The sequence below is a fragment of the Echinicola vietnamensis DSM 17526 genome, from assembly GCF_000325705.1.
GTDB classification, from domain to species: Bacteria; Bacteroidota; Bacteroidia; order Cytophagales; family Cyclobacteriaceae; genus Echinicola; species Echinicola vietnamensis.
The window spans coordinates 4,327,590-4,344,558 of the sequence record NC_019904.1 but is presented as its reverse complement, the minus strand read 5'-3'; the positions used below and the strand labels follow the sequence as shown (position 1 = coordinate 4,344,558).

General features: G+C 41.0%; 14 protein-coding genes. 4 read left to right on the top strand and 10 right to left on the bottom strand.

Going from position 1 to position 16,969, the window contains the following annotated elements; genetic code table 11:
* Positions 1-37: 37 nt before the first annotated feature.
* From ECHVI_RS17790 to ECHVI_RS17780, 3 genes are all read right to left on the bottom strand, one after another.
* Positions 38-988, bottom strand: a complete 951-nt coding sequence (locus tag ECHVI_RS17790; protein WP_015267417.1) for a FecR family protein — start codon at positions 986-988, stop codon at positions 38-40.
* Between the two features lie 4 nt (positions 989-992).
* Positions 993-1,556, bottom strand: a complete 564-nt coding sequence (locus ECHVI_RS17785) for an RNA polymerase sigma-70 factor (RefSeq protein WP_015267416.1) — start codon at positions 1,554-1,556, stop codon at positions 993-995.
* 117 nt (positions 1,557-1,673) lie between these two features.
* Positions 1,674-2,723 carry an MBL fold metallo-hydrolase gene (locus ECHVI_RS17780; RefSeq protein WP_015267415.1) on the bottom strand — a complete coding sequence of 350 codons (1,050 nt, stop codon included), beginning with the start codon at positions 2,721-2,723 and terminating at the stop codon, positions 1,674-1,676.
* A gap of 157 nt (positions 2,724-2,880) precedes the next feature.
* Here ECHVI_RS17780 and ECHVI_RS17775 point away from each other — a divergent pair, with 157 nt between their 5' ends.
* Positions 2,881-3,210, top strand: a complete 330-nt coding sequence (locus ECHVI_RS17775) for a hypothetical protein (RefSeq protein WP_157501503.1) — start codon at positions 2,881-2,883, stop codon at positions 3,208-3,210.
* A gap of 22 nt (positions 3,211-3,232) precedes the next feature.
* Here the strand turns inward: ECHVI_RS17775 and ECHVI_RS17770 are convergent, their stop codons facing one another.
* The 7 genes from ECHVI_RS17770 to aceK all read right to left on the bottom strand — a co-directional run bounded on the left by ECHVI_RS17770 (position 3,233) and on the right by aceK (position 13,380).
* On the bottom strand, positions 3,233-4,105 hold the full coding sequence (locus ECHVI_RS17770; protein ID WP_015267413.1) for an ABC transporter ATP-binding protein: 873 nt from the start codon (positions 4,103-4,105) through the stop codon (positions 3,233-3,235).
* Positions 4,102-4,773: a molybdate ABC transporter permease subunit gene (gene modB, locus ECHVI_RS17765; RefSeq protein ID WP_015267412.1), complete on the bottom strand. Its 672-nt coding sequence runs from the start codon at positions 4,771-4,773 to the stop codon at positions 4,102-4,104. Before modB ends, ECHVI_RS17770 begins: the two co-directional genes overlap by 4 nt.
* Positions 4,770-5,174 carry a TOBE domain-containing protein gene (locus ECHVI_RS17760; protein WP_015267411.1) on the bottom strand — a complete coding sequence of 135 codons (405 nt, stop codon included), beginning with the start codon at positions 5,172-5,174 and terminating at the stop codon, positions 4,770-4,772. The genes modB and ECHVI_RS17760 overlap by 4 nt, the downstream gene beginning before the upstream one ends.
* 40 nt (positions 5,175-5,214) lie before the next feature.
* Positions 5,215-5,976: a molybdate ABC transporter substrate-binding protein gene (gene modA, locus ECHVI_RS17755; RefSeq protein WP_015267410.1), complete on the bottom strand. Its 762-nt coding sequence runs from the start codon at positions 5,974-5,976 to the stop codon at positions 5,215-5,217.
* Positions 5,977-6,108: 132 nt separating this feature from the next.
* Positions 6,109-9,627: a response regulator gene (locus ECHVI_RS17750; RefSeq protein ID WP_015267409.1), complete on the bottom strand. Its 3,519-nt coding sequence runs from the start codon at positions 9,625-9,627 to the stop codon at positions 6,109-6,111.
* A 1,040-nt stretch (positions 9,628-10,667) separates the two neighbouring features.
* Positions 10,668-11,297, bottom strand: a complete 630-nt coding sequence (locus ECHVI_RS17745; RefSeq protein ID WP_015267407.1) for a DUF4136 domain-containing protein — start codon at positions 11,295-11,297, stop codon at positions 10,668-10,670.
* 355 nt (positions 11,298-11,652) lie between these two features.
* Complete coding sequence (gene aceK, locus ECHVI_RS17740) at positions 11,653-13,380, bottom strand: bifunctional isocitrate dehydrogenase kinase/phosphatase (protein ID WP_015267405.1); 1,728 nt, start codon at positions 13,378-13,380, stop codon at positions 11,653-11,655.
* Positions 13,381-14,463: 1,083 nt separating this feature from the next.
* Between aceK and ECHVI_RS17735 the strand changes: the two genes are divergently transcribed.
* From ECHVI_RS17735 to ECHVI_RS17720, 3 genes are all read left to right on the top strand, one after another.
* Positions 14,464-15,093, top strand: coding sequence for an NUDIX hydrolase (locus ECHVI_RS17735; RefSeq protein WP_041739985.1), 630 nt, complete (start codon positions 14,464-14,466; stop codon positions 15,091-15,093).
* Positions 15,094-15,436: 343 nt separating this feature from the next.
* Positions 15,437-16,690 carry a DUF819 family protein gene (locus ECHVI_RS17725; protein ID WP_015267403.1) on the top strand — a complete coding sequence of 418 codons (1,254 nt, stop codon included), beginning with the start codon at positions 15,437-15,439 and terminating at the stop codon, positions 16,688-16,690.
* A 6-nt stretch (positions 16,691-16,696) separates the two neighbouring features.
* Entirely contained in the window at positions 16,697-16,951 is a 255-nt protein-coding gene (locus tag ECHVI_RS17720; RefSeq protein WP_015267402.1) for a (2Fe-2S) ferredoxin domain-containing protein, read from the top strand.
* Positions 16,952-16,969: the final 18 nt, after the last annotated feature.

Sequence of the window (16,969 nt, the reverse complement as noted above, 5' to 3'; positions counted from 1 at the left end):
TAACTAGCTTTGGTAAAGCCATATTGATGAAAATAGGTTATTTGATGATGATTTGGTCAGGTTTTCTGATGACAGTGAGTCCAAAAGTAGCTTTGAGTACTTCAAGATTGTTCTCCAGTGAATCGTTTCTGAAGGTAGTGGTTAATGGCAAATTCCGCAAACGTTCGTTCATCAAAACAATATTTGCCCCATAGGCTTCATTCAACACTTCAATTACCCGCCAGAGTGGTGTCTCGTGTGCTTCAAAGTAATTGCCTACATAATAACCGTAAAGGTTATCCTCCACCGTCGAACTCGTCAAAAGTCCTTTCACCTGATTGATCAGCAAGCGGTCACCTGGTTTGAGAATGCGTACTTCCTCTCTATAATTCACCTGGACACTTCCGGATTGTAAGATGACCTCAATCTGCTCATCTTGCTTTTTGATGTTGAACTTGGTTCCCAGTACCGTAACCATGGCTTCTCCCACCTGTACTTGGAAGGGTTTCTTTTCATTTCTAGCCACTTGAAAAAAGGCTTCTCCCTGGATTAATTCTGCATTTCTGGATCCTTTTATAACAGATTGATTAAAAGACAACTGACTTGATTTGTTTAAAGTGATGATACTGCCATCAAAAAGCGTATCCGTGACCGGTTTTTGATCGGCAGCTAAGTGTAAATTGGAAAGCAGAAAATTATCGGGCTCCAAGAAACGAACATAGGCAAAGGCAGCCACCAGGAAAATACTGGCTATTGCGGCCACCTTATACCATGGCACCAATGTAACTTCCTTTGGCTGATGGGCTATTCTCTTTTGAAAGGAATCCCAAGCCTCATCCGTACTGATACACCTGTTGGGACGGACATGTTGGCTCTTTTCCCAGATATAGTGGATACGCTCATATTGTTTCCGGTGATCCGGATGGGCTTGTATCCACTGCTGGATTTCCTGATGCTCATATTGATCAGTTTCTTCAATGATGTATTTTATTAATTTACTTTCGTCCATAAGATCAACTATTGGTAAACAGGATGAGTAGGATAGGGAGGAAGTCCGCCAGTGCTATCCTGAGGTGTTTCAATGCTTTGCCCATATGGGTTTCGACCGTTTTTACGGATATGCCCAGTCGATCAGCGATTTCCTGATATTTCAGGGATTCATACCTGCTCAGCAGAAACACTTTTCTGCATTTTTCGGGTAACTCCTGAAGGGCATTTTTTAGCGCATCCATAAGCTCATGATCATGCCCTTCGTCCATTTGTGGGCCAGCATCATTGGCTTGGTGCAGGGTAATATCATGGTGTTTTTGTTTCACTTTCTGATGCCTAAGGTAATTCATGCTATTCCGGTAAACCATCTGGTAGAGATAGGCTTTGAGTGAAGAAGCAATGGTGATGGAATCTCTTTTTTCCCATATTTTCAGGAATACCGTTTGGACGATTTCCTCTGCCTCGTCTTCATCTTTGACGAGCATGCATGCATACGCATACAACGCTTGAAAATGACTTTTGAAGGTCGATTCAAACAATTGCTCGTCAATTGGTGCGTTAATGGTATTCTCAATAGAATATTCCACCTGTTCAAGATTAAAAGTTTAGCTAAATTTAATCGTTTTATCCCTATTATATAGGTAAGACACGCGAAAAGTAAATTACCCTTACCAAGGCAAAAAAAATATTACAGGAGCAGGCGCTTAAACATAATTTTCCCACCAATTATTGGCCTTCAGTTTTTCTTCTAACGTGTAAATTTCTCCGAGCTGCGGCGTAAAGATCTGCAAACCTTTTTCACCGGCCGCTTTAGCAAAACGCTCTACAGGTTCTTTCCAGTCATGAGGGGCCAAGGCAAATCCACCCCAGTGAATCGGGACGGCTATTTGGGTGTTGGCATCTATGGCCGCTTGGACGCTTTCTTCTGGAAACATATGGATTTGTGGCCAGTGCTTGTAGTATTGGCCACATTCGACGAACATCAGGTCAAAGGGACCGTATTTTTCACCTATGGTTTTGAAATGGGTGTCATACCCGCCATCACCACTGTGATAAACGGAATAATCTGCAGTTTTGAAAATAAAACCACCCCAAAGCGATTGGGCCCGGTCAAATGCCCCCCTGCCGGAAAAATGCCGACTGGGCGTGTAGGTAATGTTGATGGGGCCAAGTGTCACCTGATCCCACCAGTCTAGTTCAGTGATCAATTCCTCATTCAAACCCCATTTTACCAAATGCCTGGATACTCCCAGTGCTACGATCCAATTTTTCACCCGTGGAATAAGTTTTTTGATGCTGGATAAGTCCAAGTGATCGTAATGGTCATGGGTGATCAATATCGCATCGATTTCAGGTAGGGTATCGATAATCTCGATCGTATCTTCGCTGAAACGTTTCGTTTTGATGGGGGCAATAGGAGAAGCATCATCGCCAAACATTGGATCTATCAAGATGTTTTTTCCTGATAGCTGTAGCAGCAAAACGGCATGGCCATACCACACCAGTTTTAGGGAGTGGTCGTCTTTCTTAAACTTGGTACGGTTAAAATTTTTAATGGGCAACGGCGCTTGAGGCATTCTGGACTTTCTGTTGGAGAAGTTGTCTTTGAGTACTTCAGGGAGGTTTCCTAAACTAAAACCCATAAGGGTGGGAGAGAGGTTATGGAACTTTTTACCTTTCCAAGCGCTCGATATTTTAAATTTTTCCAAGTCCTTTTTGCGTAATGATGCGCCAAATTGTGCTTTTAATGACATAAAGTTGCTTATTTTAGGAAAAGTAGTGAAATTGACCTAAGTTCACGTGGCATAAACTATAACCACAAATTTAAGTTTTCTCAGATAATTGTTTTCTTATACGCCAACGATTTTTAATATGTTGTACAAAGCATTAATAAAGAAAGGATATCGGCCTTTGACAGACAATATACGTGAATTATTGTCGATGATGGGATTTGATGTGGTGTCATCCAATCCGGAAAAGGGTCAAGAAAATGACGCGAAGGAAAAATTGGATTTGGTCGTGGATATGGTGGATGAAGAAATTCCCTATGAGGAGTTTATGGAAATATATGGTGGTTATAACTCAACTGGCATTCCTACTATTCTAATTACGGATACGGAGTTTAACAGTAATATTGTGAATAATTTACCGGATGGAAGTGATATATCTATTTTGTCCAGGCCGTTTACGTACGAAAAGTTAAAAAAAGCCGCTATGCCAAAAGTAAAGAAAGAAGAATAGTCTTGTTCTTTCACCTTTTAGGTTATAATTTTTTTATCAATGGGTTAAAGGCCTTAGAGCCTACCAAGACTTTATCACCTACACCTAACTCCTTGGTCTCATCCATATCACACACCACCTTTACAAGATCGTTTCCTGTTTTTACATGAACAATATGGACCACGTCATCTTCAAGTATGTCCATGATTTCTCCCTGAAATTGGAATTTGGCACTGGTAAGTCCTGTCCCGAAAAATTCTTTTGGGGTGCATTGCCGCAAAACTTTACCATGATCGAGTTCAATTATTCGATCCGATAATTTGATGATTTCCCCGGCATCATGGCTGACCAAAATGGTGGTTAGCGCGTATTTTCGATGAATGGCAAGGATGTATTCCTGAAGCTTTTCCCTCATGGAGGGGTCTAATGCTGATAAGGGTTCATCCAACAATAAAATATCCGGTTTGAGGGCCAGCGCCCTGGCCAAGGCCACGCGTTGTTGCTGTCCACCGGATAAGTGTTTTGGCAGGGTGTCCTGAAGGTGCAAAAGCCCCATACTTTCCAGCAATTCCATCAAATAAGCTTTATCCTTTGCATTTTTTAGGGCAAAAGCAATGTTTTCCTTTACAGTCATGTTCGGAAAAAGTGAATAATCCTGAAACAAATAACCCAGTTTTCGCCTTCCGGGAGACACATTTTTGCCGAAGGAAGCATCAAACCATTGCTCACCATTTACCGAAAGGTGTCCTTTATCCGGCGTCAATAGCCCACTGATCATCCGCAAAGTAGACGTCTTGCCAGAACCTGACGGACCAAAAAGGGTGATGAATTCCCCTTGAGAGATGGTCAGCTTGATGTCCAGATCCATGGCAGGGCCATTGGCCTTTAAAGATTTTTGGAGGTCTATATTGATCATTTGGTGAATGTTTTAAAATAGCTTCCATTGTAAAAATATACGCAGAGCAGGGTGATAAAAGAAAGTAACACTAAAATGATAGCATATTGGTTTGCAGCTGCATAATTTAAACTTTCCACTTCGTCATAAACGGCAATGGAGGCCACTTTGGTCTTTTCGGGAATATTGCCCCCAATCATGAGCACTACACCAAATTCCCCCATGGTATGCGCAAAAGTGAGCACACAAGCTGTCAGAACAGAGGGCTTTATATTAGGCAGCAGTACTTTCCGAAGGATGGTCCACTTACTTTTACCCATGAGAAGTGATGCTTCTTTGATACTGGTAGGAATACTGGCCAAGCCCGATTGCAACGGCTGAACCATGAAGGGCAAACTATAAAGGCACGAGGCTAGCACAATACCGGAAAAGGTAAATACCAGCTTGATGTCCAACACTTTTTCTAGCCAGTGTCCAAAAGCATTTTGGGGGCTAAATGCCACCAGCAAATAAAACCCCAATACCGTTGGAGGCAACACCAAAGGCATACTGACCAGCGCTTCCACGACAGGTTTGACCTTTATCCGGGTTTCCGATAGCCAATAGGCCAATGGCAGTGCTACAATGAACAGGATCACGGTCGTCACCAAGGCCAGTTTTAAGGTCAATATGATGGGAAACCAATTCATAAGGGAGATAGCATGACTTCATTGGTTTTTATTGCGGCAACGACAGCCATATCAAGGGCCAATGCCAGTGATGTTAACGATTCGGTGCTGATTAACGCCACGAGTACACCGGATGCAGTTTCAATCCGCAATCTACTCAATAATTTTCCTGGTTTGATCGCTACTATATGGCCGGCAATATTGTTTTCAATGCTCCAATTCTTAGGGACAGAAGTTCCTATAAGCACTTCGGTTTCTTTGAAAAGGACTTCAATAGGGGAACCTTTTTGGAGGTATGGGGCAGTAGTAGGCGTGTCGATAACCAACGATTGGATAGCCACGTCGCCCTGAAGCTGTATGGTAACGAGGGACATTTGATCGCTGCTGTTAATGTCCTTGATATGTCCGGTGAACTTGTTCATAGAGATCAGTAGCAATTTACAAAGAAAGCCAGAGGAAGTATTACGAACCAGCAGGTATCTTGTAGCCATAATCCTCCAAAATCCGTTGGGCTTCCTTTGAAAATAAATATTCATAAAACAGCATTGCCTCGGGTTTTTGGTCTGCTTTCCGGTCAATGACTACAACCCCTTGTTCGATAGGGCTATAGTCCTTTTCGTCCAGCAAGGTCCATTTACCTTTTCCTGACAGGGCAGGGGATTTGACCACTGAAAGCGAAGTAAAGCCAATTTCTGCTGATTTTGATACAATATATTGGTTGGTTTGGGAGATGCTTTCACCAAACACCAATTTATTGCTTAAAATTGGGAAAAGACCATGGGCTTTCAGTGTTTCTTCAGCTGCCAACCCATAGGGGGCCGTTTTGGGATTGGCAATAGCAATATGGTGAATGTTGGGATCAGTAAGGGCCTCCAAGGAAGGGGTAATGCCTTCGTCCATCGACCACAACACCAAAGCTCCTAAAGCATATACTTTGGCGGGAAAATGGGCTAAGCCTGCTTCGTATACAGCATTCGGATATTTTAGATTGGCTGCAACAAAAACGTCATATGGCGCACCTTCTTTTACCTGCGCGGTTAGTTTTCCCGAGCTGCTCACCACCATATGACATGGCACGCCAGATGAAGCCTCAAAACCTTTTTTCAAAGCTTTCATGGCATATTGCATATTGGCAGCTGTGGCAATGGTGAGCCTCGAGTTTGGTCCTGTTTGGCAGCCAGCCATGGTGAAGACCACAACTATTAGAATACTGAAATACTTCATAAGATTTACAGCTTTGGATAGATTTAATTGTATGTGGAAGGTTGTTAGATGATTTGGGTCAGTTTTCCCTCAATGGAGTATATTTTTTTAGTTTAAAGATTAAAAATATAGATGAAGATGATGTGTTCAAAGCTAATCTCCTGAATATAAATTTAGGTCAGCCAATCGTTCAGTGATTTCTAGCAGGATTTCATCAGTTAAGCTGCTGATTAATGAATGTTTTTCCATAGAAAGTGATGCGTTCTCTAGCTTGGAGGCAAGACTAGCAAGTTTTTCCATACATAAAGAAGTGGCAGAGCTATAAAGTTTATGGGCTATTTTAGAAAGATCCGGATTGTCAATTGCAGGAAGCAATTCTAATGAATCTTTAGTTTTAGTTAGTTCTTTTTTGCTAATATTAATTAACTGTTTGAATATTGGGTCTTCTAGGTCCTTAAAGTCCATGACTAGTTGTAGCTTTCGAATATTAAATGGATTAAGGTTTTCAGAGGGTATAGAGGGGGCATTTTTATGCTTATCAATGGATTTACTCCATTTTTCCAAAAGGCGAATAAGATCTTCTTCCACAAATGGCTTGGCTATAAAATCATCCATACCAGCTTCCATGCATTTTTCTTTTTCTCCTTTTAGGTTGCCTGCTGTAAGTGCGAAGATTAGCAGGTTTTTATTTTTATATTCCTTCCTGATTATTTTTGTGGCCTCATATCCATTCATTTCAGGCATTTGCACATCCATAAATATCATGTCCGGTAAATTTACTTTAAGTAGTTCGAGTGCTTGTTTTCCATTGCTAGCCTCTAATACTGTAGTTTTAGGAGAAATGTTGTGAATGACCGTTTTTCCCAACAGCATATTGATCGCATTATCTTCCACGAAGAGAATGGAGCTTTTTTCAGTCAGCAAAGGGGGGGCGTAAAGTCTTTTTTCTTTAGGTTCCTTCCCCTTACGATTGTTATGCTTTATTTTGAGAAGAGCGTCATACATGTCTTGCATTTTTATTGGCTTGATTAACCGGTGTGGAATGCTTAGTTCCTTTGATGCTAGACTGATGGTTTTATCTTCTGAAGAACTGTGGAGAAATATGATAGGCTGCTCCTTGAAATTGGCACGTATTTTTCGGGCCGTATCGATACCGTTAAGGTAGGGCATTTGAAAATCCATTAGGATTACATCATATTCTTCTCCGTCTACCAATCGCTGAATAGCTTCGTAACCATTTTTTGCCTGAACTGTCTGAATCCCCTTAAGCGCCAGCATTCGTTCTATGATCATACGATTGTTTGCATTATCATCTACGATTAAGATTTTGTGCAAGTTAGGTTCTCCTTCTAGGGGGATAGCTTGGCCATCCTCACATTTTATTCTCAAGTCAAAATAGAACGTACTTCCTCTATTAGGGGTGCTGGTTAATTGGAGCTTACTTCCCATCAGTTGTAGCAAACGGTTGGAAATAGTAAGGCCCAGTCCGGTTCCTCCATATTTCTTGGTCGTACTTACATCTTCTTGGGAAAAAGCCTCAAATATCTTGTCTTGTTTTTCTGATTTTATGCCAATTCCAGTATCTCGTACGGAAAAACGAATATCCATTTCTCCATTTTTATTGGAGTTCGAAAGAGGTGTTAGTTTGAGCTCAATTTCTCCTTTATCGGTAAATTTAGAAGCATTTCCTAATAGATTAACCAGCACTTGTTTGAGTCTAACACTATCTATCCAGGCAAACCTTGGAATATTTGGAGAAATATTAAGTAACATTTCCAAGCCTTTTTGGTGGATAACATATGTGATAATGTCACTGGCCTGTTCTACCAGCTCATATAAATCGTAGCGCTCGATGTCAAGGTCCAGCTTACCCGCCTCGATTTTGGAAAAGTCCAAGATGTCATTGATGATATTGAGGAGGGAATTGGCCGATTGATTAACAATCGAGAGATATTGTTCTTGCCGATCGTTCAGCTCTGTTTTTAAAACCAAGTCGCTAAAGCCAATAATTCCATTGAGTGGTGTGCGTATTTCATGACTCATATTGGCCAAAAACTCCGATTTGGCCCTATTGGCTTGTTCAGCATGTCGCATTGATTGCTGTAGGTCATTTTTTTGGAAATAGGCTTCCGTTATGTCTTCGGTAAGCATAAGAATACCACCGATTTTCTCTTTTGAGCGGTACCAAGGCCTGATTTCCCACCTCACATATTGATCATGTGACCATCCTTCTGGCCGCCATACATCTTCTTCACACTTGATGACTTCTCCACCTAAACCACGCCGATGGACTTCCTGCCATTCTTCAGAGATATTGGTGAATATTTCATAGTGGGATTTTCCGATTAAGTCCTCCTTTTCGAGCCCATACATTTCTATCCATTTGTCGCTATAAGCAATAAACTTTAATTCATTGTCCAACATCGCCACAGCTGCAGGCACATGCTTGACAAATGAATGTAGCCTTGCTCTTTCGATTAGGAGGTTTTGGGTCGCTTTCTTTTCATCCGTAATATCGGTAGCTACGCCCAAGTATCCATTGATTTCTCCATTATCATCCCGCATAGGACTCATGGTTAATTTTACCGTAATCCGACGCTTATCTTTTCGGATGTATGTCCATTCTTTTGAATCAGAACCTTTAAGAATAGACTCATATATAAAAGCTCGCAAGGGGTCTATTTCTTGGCCATACTCTTCCTTTAAACGATGGACGCTTTGTTGGATCTCCTCTTTATCATGGAAAATATCAGGTGTACATTTATCGACTACCTCTTCTGCAGCATAACCCAACATCCTTTCAGCTCCTTTGCTGAATAACCGGACGATCCCTTTAGCGTCGGTGGCTATGATGGACACTTCCGTAGAAGTATTTAGGACGTTCTCCAATAATTTTTTTGATTGAATGACATTTTCCTCAGCTTCTTTGGCTTTTGTGGTATCTTGTATGGTGCCAAAAATCCGAACACAAACGCTGTTTTTAAACTCAGGTTCACCAATGGTCCTTATCCATATAATATTTCCCTTTGCTGTTTTTAACCTGAGTTCCAAGTCGTAGGGTTTGTTTTCCCTGCGTGCCTTCGATACTGCCTTTGTGATCAGTGCTTTTGAATCGTCAATATCATAAAAGGTTAAAGCGCTTTTTAACGTGGGAACAAAATCACTTTCTACTTCATGAATTTCACGTGTAATATCTGTCCAAAATATCGTGTTGGTCTCACAGTCTAGCTCCCAACCGCCAACTCGGGCCACTTCATTGGTCTTGTGGTAAATCTCCCTTAAGCTCTGACGTGGTAATTCCACATCCTTATTGACTTCATACTGAGTTAATTCATGAAAGAGAGCGTTGGTGATAATAGATAACGCTTCCTTTATGGCTGATGTCAAGGATATGCTGGCTTTAAATATCAGTACCACGTAACCGATAGGCATGACATTTTCGCCCTTTATGTTGGCAATTAGCCTATACTTGGTTTCAGTAAATCCTTCATTTAAAATGCCTACAGAAATCTCATATGTCCCCGCAGTCGCATCCGATATGTAAGTATGTAAAGATGCCGAAATGGTTTCCAAGGGTTCTTCATGTATGCCGTGGGACAATACCATTTCTACATGTTTATCTTCTGCCAAATATAGTAATGCTGCTTGACATCCAGTGGAGTGCTGCATCATTGTTAGCCAATGTTTACAGGATCTTTTTATGGGTGTGGGTAAACGATTTAAAGCTACTTTAAAAGTCATTTATATCTGGTCAAACCTGATCGGTATCTGATTGAATAATATAGTAAATAAGCATTTTTTTTGGCAATATAAAAGTGCTGGCAAATCTATGGTTTAAAGTCCCTTTTTATGAATTCAAATACCTAAATCTTGCGGTTTAAGCTTGGCAAAATAGTGCTTGGTAAAGCTGAGGAGTGGATAATGATTTTTTATCTTATAATTTCAGCTAGATCCGGGATCACGCTACGATGTTGGGGGAGGATGTTGGCTGGTGCTAATATTAGAAGGGCCTCGACTCCCTGGCCTCAGTAGGAGGGCCCTTGGTCTAGCATCTAATAAATATAGTAACATAATAGCATTGAGGCCTCAAGCAGATACTTATACCCAAATTCTATGCTGGAACCGAAGGCTGAAAGTCTTCTATCACGCTAGCCCAAGGCAAGGCCTTGGGGTGCAGTGACCATAATTTCTTCCTTTCAGGCTGAAAGCCTAGCTCAACACTTCAGTAAACCCCGTTTTGATGATCAATGGGATCAAGCCATTTTTCCAAGGGATGAATGTTAACACGTTTTTGTGAAAGAATACTTTACACCGATAATTGATGGTTTCCACCATGGACACTGAATGGGATTTTGCTGGAATTTATGGTTAGTAGGGAGGGCAGTGTGGCTATAACGGGCCATGTTAATGGGTTAATTTGCCATGGGGGGAAACACATGACTATGGATGTGTCGCCCCTATGGAGCTAAACATAGGTGATAGAAATAAAAAAATGGATGACTAAGAATCAAGCGAAATAGTTGGTAACTGCCCGTTTGCTTCGTGATAAAAAAAAGTCACAAAGCCCCAATGTCACAAAGAAATTTAATAATTGTTTGGTGCCTTAGCGTCTTCGTAACAAACCATTTTATTTATAAATAAAACATTTAACGCCTCTAGCAACATGGCCTGATCCAGAACCAATCACAAGCTCAGCATGGTATTCCTGACGATCAATAATAACTATAATTGTTGGTAACCAACCTAAATTGATTCATCACTTTATAAGTGGCTCTTGTTAAATCAAGATTAATACTAGGGGAGTTTACGTCAAAATTTGCGGCGGTATATCCTTGCCAGATGGTTTTGTTTTTTTTGTAATCAATGACATAGATGATCAGCATTCCTTCATTTTCATAGTACTTTATATTTTCATAATCTTCCCCCTTTTTTCGGTCTTCCTCGTCTTCTTCTTCGTCCTCAAGCACTTTTTCCTTTTCTTCCCGCAATTTCTCTTCCTTCAAGATCTCCAACCCCCTGGCAGAAAGCCAATTGTCGAAATCGGGTTGGATGTACCCTCGGTATCGAATCTGGTTGATGAACAGTTTATAATAAATCAGGATATCTGGTTGTTCTATTTGTTGGCTAAAGCCTTGGGAGTTTAAGCGTGAGACAATGGTCTTGTTTATGATAGGGATGTGTTTGATCGAATCTGTCCCTGTATCCTCCATAAAAGCGAAGGTCTTGTATTTCTTGAAGTTTCCGCGATAATCATAATCATATTCGGCGACAAAATCCTTGGATGAAAAACAAGAGGTCAACAGAAACAATGTTAAGGCGATGCATAGATTTGCTGTTTTCATGTTCCGACAATTTTAATATCAATTTTAAACCATAATTAAGTCAAACAATTTAAGTTTCTGGTTCCGTGTTTTTGTCAAAAAATGATGCTTGGTAAATGACGATATTAAGAATAATAATTTTCTTTATATCATTATTGTACTAACTGAATATTAATGAATTACAAGGTTATATCAAAATTAATAACCCTTAAAAATGCCAATTGTTTCAAAAAATTTTTATTTACGTATTGGGTGTTCCATCCCGTTAGCGCAAAAAGTCATTACAGCTGTATCAGCACGCTTAAAACTATTCATTTTATCCAATCCAGGATTTCGATGGATATGATAGTAGTAATAAACGGCATTAGTAGATTAATTATACTTCTTCCTCTGGCCGGAAGCGCATGTACTCCGGATAGGGAAATGCGTGGATCAATTCCCCGTGTTCGATGCGGCCTTGGATTTTCTGCCAGTGCTCCGGATCAAACAGCAATTTATGAAATTCGAAAAAATGAGGCTTTATATCTGAGCGGCCAATCATAAACCGCTTGAAATCTTCAGGGAAAACATCATTTTTGGCGATTTCATACCATGGGCGTGAGGCGTAGATTTGATCAAATGTCACGGGTTTTGGTTTGATTCGGAAATTCATCTTTGTCAAGAATTCAATTTCGTCATAGTCATAAAAAATTACCCTTTTTTGTCGGGTTACGCCAAAGTTCTTGGTCATCATATCACCAGGAAAGATATTGGCCTTTGCCAATTGCAAAATGGCGTTTCCATATTCTTCAACCGCAATTTTGGCGTCTTCAAGCGTACAATCCTCCAAATACATATTAAGCGGCGTCAATCTCCTTTCCGTATACAAATGTTTGATAAACAAGGTGTCCCCATCGATCTTAATCAAGGAGTTTACGGTATTTTTTAATTCTTTCAATAAATCAGGATGAACCCGGTCCATTGGAATCTGAAAATATTCAAATTCGTGGGTATCGGCCATTCTTCCTACCCGGTCATGGAGCGATACCAAGCGGTATTTATCTTTTACTTCTTGACGGGTCATGTTTTTTGGTGGGTCAAAGTGGTCTTTGATTACCTTAAAGACAATGTTATAAGAGGGCAAGGTAAATACGGTCATTACCATGCCTTTGATTCCTGGTGCTACCGTAAATTGATCATTACTGGTGTTGAGGTGGTTCAAAAAGTCCCGGTAAAATTCAGTTTTACCATGCTTGTTAAACCCAATCGCATTATAAAGCTCATAGACTTTTTTATGCCTGATCACAGAATTGAGAAAGGCGACAATTTGAGACGGGATTTCGGTTTCCACCATAAAATAAGATCGGGTGTAGCTGAAAATGGCACTCATTAAGTTCGGATCGAAGATCAGCGTGTCCACATAAATCCCTTTTGGGCCATTTAGAAATGGGATAATGAACGGCATCCATTTGCCTCCCAAAAATGTCCTGCCAATTAAATAAGCAGCCTTATTGCGATAAAAGACTTGTTTTAGGACTTGAGTGGTCGTGTTTTCATCTACCTTATAGCGGGTCAAAATCACTTCTCGGATACTTCTTACCAAATACTGGACATCCTTTTCGCGTTGATAGTAAGGGGCTTGGAAATCAAAATCCTCCAAAATCTTTCTAATGATTTTCTGTACCCCCCAATGAGAAGGATAATTATGGAAAAGCGGTTCTTGGGAATGGATTTCACAGGAGTCATATCCTTCCAAAACATACATCAATTCCTCATCTATGGAAAGGTCTGATACAGCTTTTCTTATGACCGAGTTATAAAAGGATTCGGCAAGTTCTTTATCTTTTCGGGTGTTGATCGCTTTCGAAAATGCTGTTTTTACGTCTATCCAAAATTGCCTGTCCTTTAGGTATTCTCCGTAGCTTTCTTTACACGAAGCCACTACTTCATTGACACAGTCTTTGTAGAGTCGCAGGCGTTGGCGGTGGTTTAACTGGACCCCGTCCCAATCTCTTTCCCTAAAGTAAATGGGGGCTCGTTTAGTATGTTCATGAAAGGAAGTAATGTATTTATGGTAAGCATCTATGATTTTTTGGACAACGAGCGGTTGGGTAGCTGTACTCATGAATGGTGGTGGTTGGAATCAAAACTTAATTTCGAATATAAATAAAAGTATAGTCATATACAGCAGATTGCACAATATATGAGTAGAATTTAAGGGGGATTTTTTCAAATCCCATAGCCAGTATTCCATGAAGTATTTTTGATTACAACCATATAATTTATGGTTAATTAACATTAACTTAATAGGTAAATTTTGTTTTTGTTTATCGGTACAGATGGCGAACTAAAAACTAGTCTAAAGGCTAATGCAATCGTTTGTTTGCTTATTGGGAATTATTTTTTACCTTTCCGTTACATTATTCAAATTTTTGAATAATTCAACAATAGGTTTAATAGGTTTGATAGTAAAAAAAAGGTCTGTACCATGTGCAGACCTTTTTTTATGTTCCTCAGGACGAGGTGTCATGGATCAAGCCGAAGAGTTGGGGGGATAGCCTATTTCGATGGGTAAATATGTTCTGCGCCACCTTTGGTTCTATTTGGCCACGGATGAAGGCTGATAAACACAGATAGAATGCTTAAAAAATGGCAAACCCATGTTCATATCTTTTATCCGCGGCTTACATGACTTTAAAAGTTTACGATGTTCATGCCTTTGGTTATGAAGAGGACTTCTCTTCAACGCTTGGATTCATCCAGTTCATAGATGATATAGCATCCTTTTAAATAGAGTTGCCCTCAGAAATATTGCTTGATCCGTGGTATGGTGTATGATGTACCCTCGAAAGTTAGCCCCAATAGTGGCGACACATCCATAGCCATGGGTGAAGCCCATGGTAAATTTACCCATCCAACGTTTCCCGTTTTAGCGGCATGGGCCTAACTATTCCCCATAAATTCCCGCTAAAACCCATTCGTACGGATAGCAGAAAACCATTGTTTTAATGGTGTTAAATTTTCTTTCAAAAGAACATGTCACATTCATATCCCAGAAATATTACTTGATCCCAAATGAGCGGGATGTGCAGCTAGCATAATTCCCATGCACTATGCCCAAGCTTTGGCAGGATCTTGGCCCCAACTTTTTGGCTTGAACCAGTACAAGTGCTTGTGCCATAATAAAATCTTGGATAGTTTTAAGGTGATGAAATTGGAACGAGTAATTCAGAAGCTAGAAGATAACATCAAAAGACCATTGCCCGGTAAGGCTGGTCAGGTGAAAATGGCGCCTCAACCTATCGATAATGCAAGGTTTGCCCAACACGACTTGAGCCATGCCAGGGAAGGAGCGGTCTTGATTTTATTATATCCGAAGGGGAAAGGTTGTTGGGTACCCTTTATCAAAAGACCGGAGTATGATGGTGCCCATGGTGGTCAGGTTTCACTCCCTGGTGGTAAAAAAGAACAGGAAGATGCCAATCTTCAAGAAACTGCGCTTCGAGAAACGGAAGAAGAGATAGGGGTTCCGGCCAAGGACGTACAGGTGATCGGAAAGCTCTCACAGCTGTTTATTCCGCCAAGTAACTTTTTGGTCACTCCATATGTGGGGTTTACGGAGCAGGCTCCCACATTCGTTCCTGACCCAAGGGAGGTTTCCAGGATTATCCATTGTGATTTTAACATTCTCATGGATCATAACATTCGTAAGAAAACCACCATAAAGGCTCGAAATAATATAGAGATACAAGCACCTTATTTTGATATTGATGCTGAAATGGTTTGGGGGGCTACGGCCATGATTTTAAGTGAGCTGCTGCTGATTTGGGAGAAGTAAATGAAAGACACCCCAAGGTTTAATTCTTCACCATAGTGCATGGGCTGGTGCCGTTTGACCTAGAACACGCGACCTGGTTTACTGATTTTTTGGGTATCTACAGCCTTGTACTTTCCGAAAATTTCAATTTGGTTTTGACTTAATGAACCTATCCAACTCATCGCATTCCTGTATAAGGAGGAAATAATCCGGGCTGTCTAGGTGTATCTGAGACCAATTAGGGTTTTGACGGATCTTTCGTTTAGCTGGGCGGAGGGTAAAGTTAAGGATACCTATATTTTTTTTTATCCAAGGTTTTGTTTCTTTTGTACTACTTATTTGTTTTAAAGAATTTAAACATTCCATGCAGGAAAGCACTCCTTTGATCACTAATGATGCCGTTGTCTTAGGTATCCTCGTCAGCATTCTAGCCATTGTATTTGGTACGGCAGCCAGCAAAAATCCCTTTTGGCAAAAGTTCTACAGGGTGGTTCCTACGGTGCTGTTATGTTATTTCCTGCCTTCTATTTTGAATACCTTGGGCGTTATTTCGGGAGAGACCTCGGCATTGTATAGGATTGCTTCTCGGTATTTGTTGCCGGCTTCGTTGGTCTTACTGACCCTAAGTATAGATTTTAAGGCCATTATTAAATTAGGTCCAAAAGCACTCACCATGTTTTTGGCGGGGACCTTAGGGATCATTTTAGGTGGTCCTTTAGCCTTGTTGGTGGTTTCGATTTTTGATCCAAGTGTAGTGGGGGGCGTCGGTCCAGATGAAGTGTGGAGAGGATTGTCTACCATTGCAGGTAGCTGGATTGGTGGAGGGGCCAATCAAACCGCCATGCTGCGGACATTTGAGCCCAGTGGGGAGCTTTTTAGTCAGGTCATTGCGGTGGATGTGGTCATGGCCAACTTGTGGTTGGCTTTTTTACTGTATTGGGCAGCCAATCCCGGCCGTATCGATAAGCTGTTCAAAGCGGATAGTTCGGCTATTGATGCCCTGCAGAAAAAAGTGGAAGCCTATCGCGGAAGCATCATGAAGATTCCAAGTATGGCCGACACATTAATGATTCTGGGAGTAGGGTTCGGCATTACCGGCTTGGCCCATTGGATAGCTGATTTTATTGCGCCGTGGATAGGGACCAATTACCCTTCATTGGAAAAATATTCCTTGGATTCTCCTTTTTTCTGGATCGTGATCATCGCCACCACCGGAGGATTGATCCTTTCCTTTACCAAAGCCAGAAACCTCGAAGGAGTGGGGGCGAGCAGATTGGGAAGTGTATTGCTTTATGTGCTCATTGCCACGGTAGGCATGCAGATGGATTTGTTTGCCATAATGGACAATCCCACTTTATTCTTGGTCGGTGCCATATGGATGCTCTTTCACATAACGATTATGCTAATAGTGGCCTATCTTATCAAAGCTCCTTTTTTCTATGTTGCTGTCGGTTCACAGGCCAATGTAGGAGGCGCAGCCTCTGCCCCGATTGTAGCATCAGCCTTCAATCCTTCATTGGCACCTGTGGGGGTTTTATTGGCCGTGTTTGGTTATGCAGTAGGGACGTATGGAGCGTATTTGTGCGGTTTGTTGTTACAAATGGTGTCAAACCTTTAGCGATACATGGGAAAGTTCAGGAAATTCATATTTGTGTGTGCCGGTTCGGATTGTAAAAAAAATGGCTGTAAAGGTTTGCTCAAGGATGTCCAAGATCTTACCAAACTGGATACGCACAAAGGGAAATATAAAATTGTCAAAACCAAATGTATGGATTTTTGCAAAACGGGTCCCATGGTGGTCATTAACAATGAGGTGATCAAAAAAAGCACCAAGGAAAAAATCCATCAAATTTTAGAAGGGAAACTCACACATGAATAAATTATCCGTGCCCTGGTC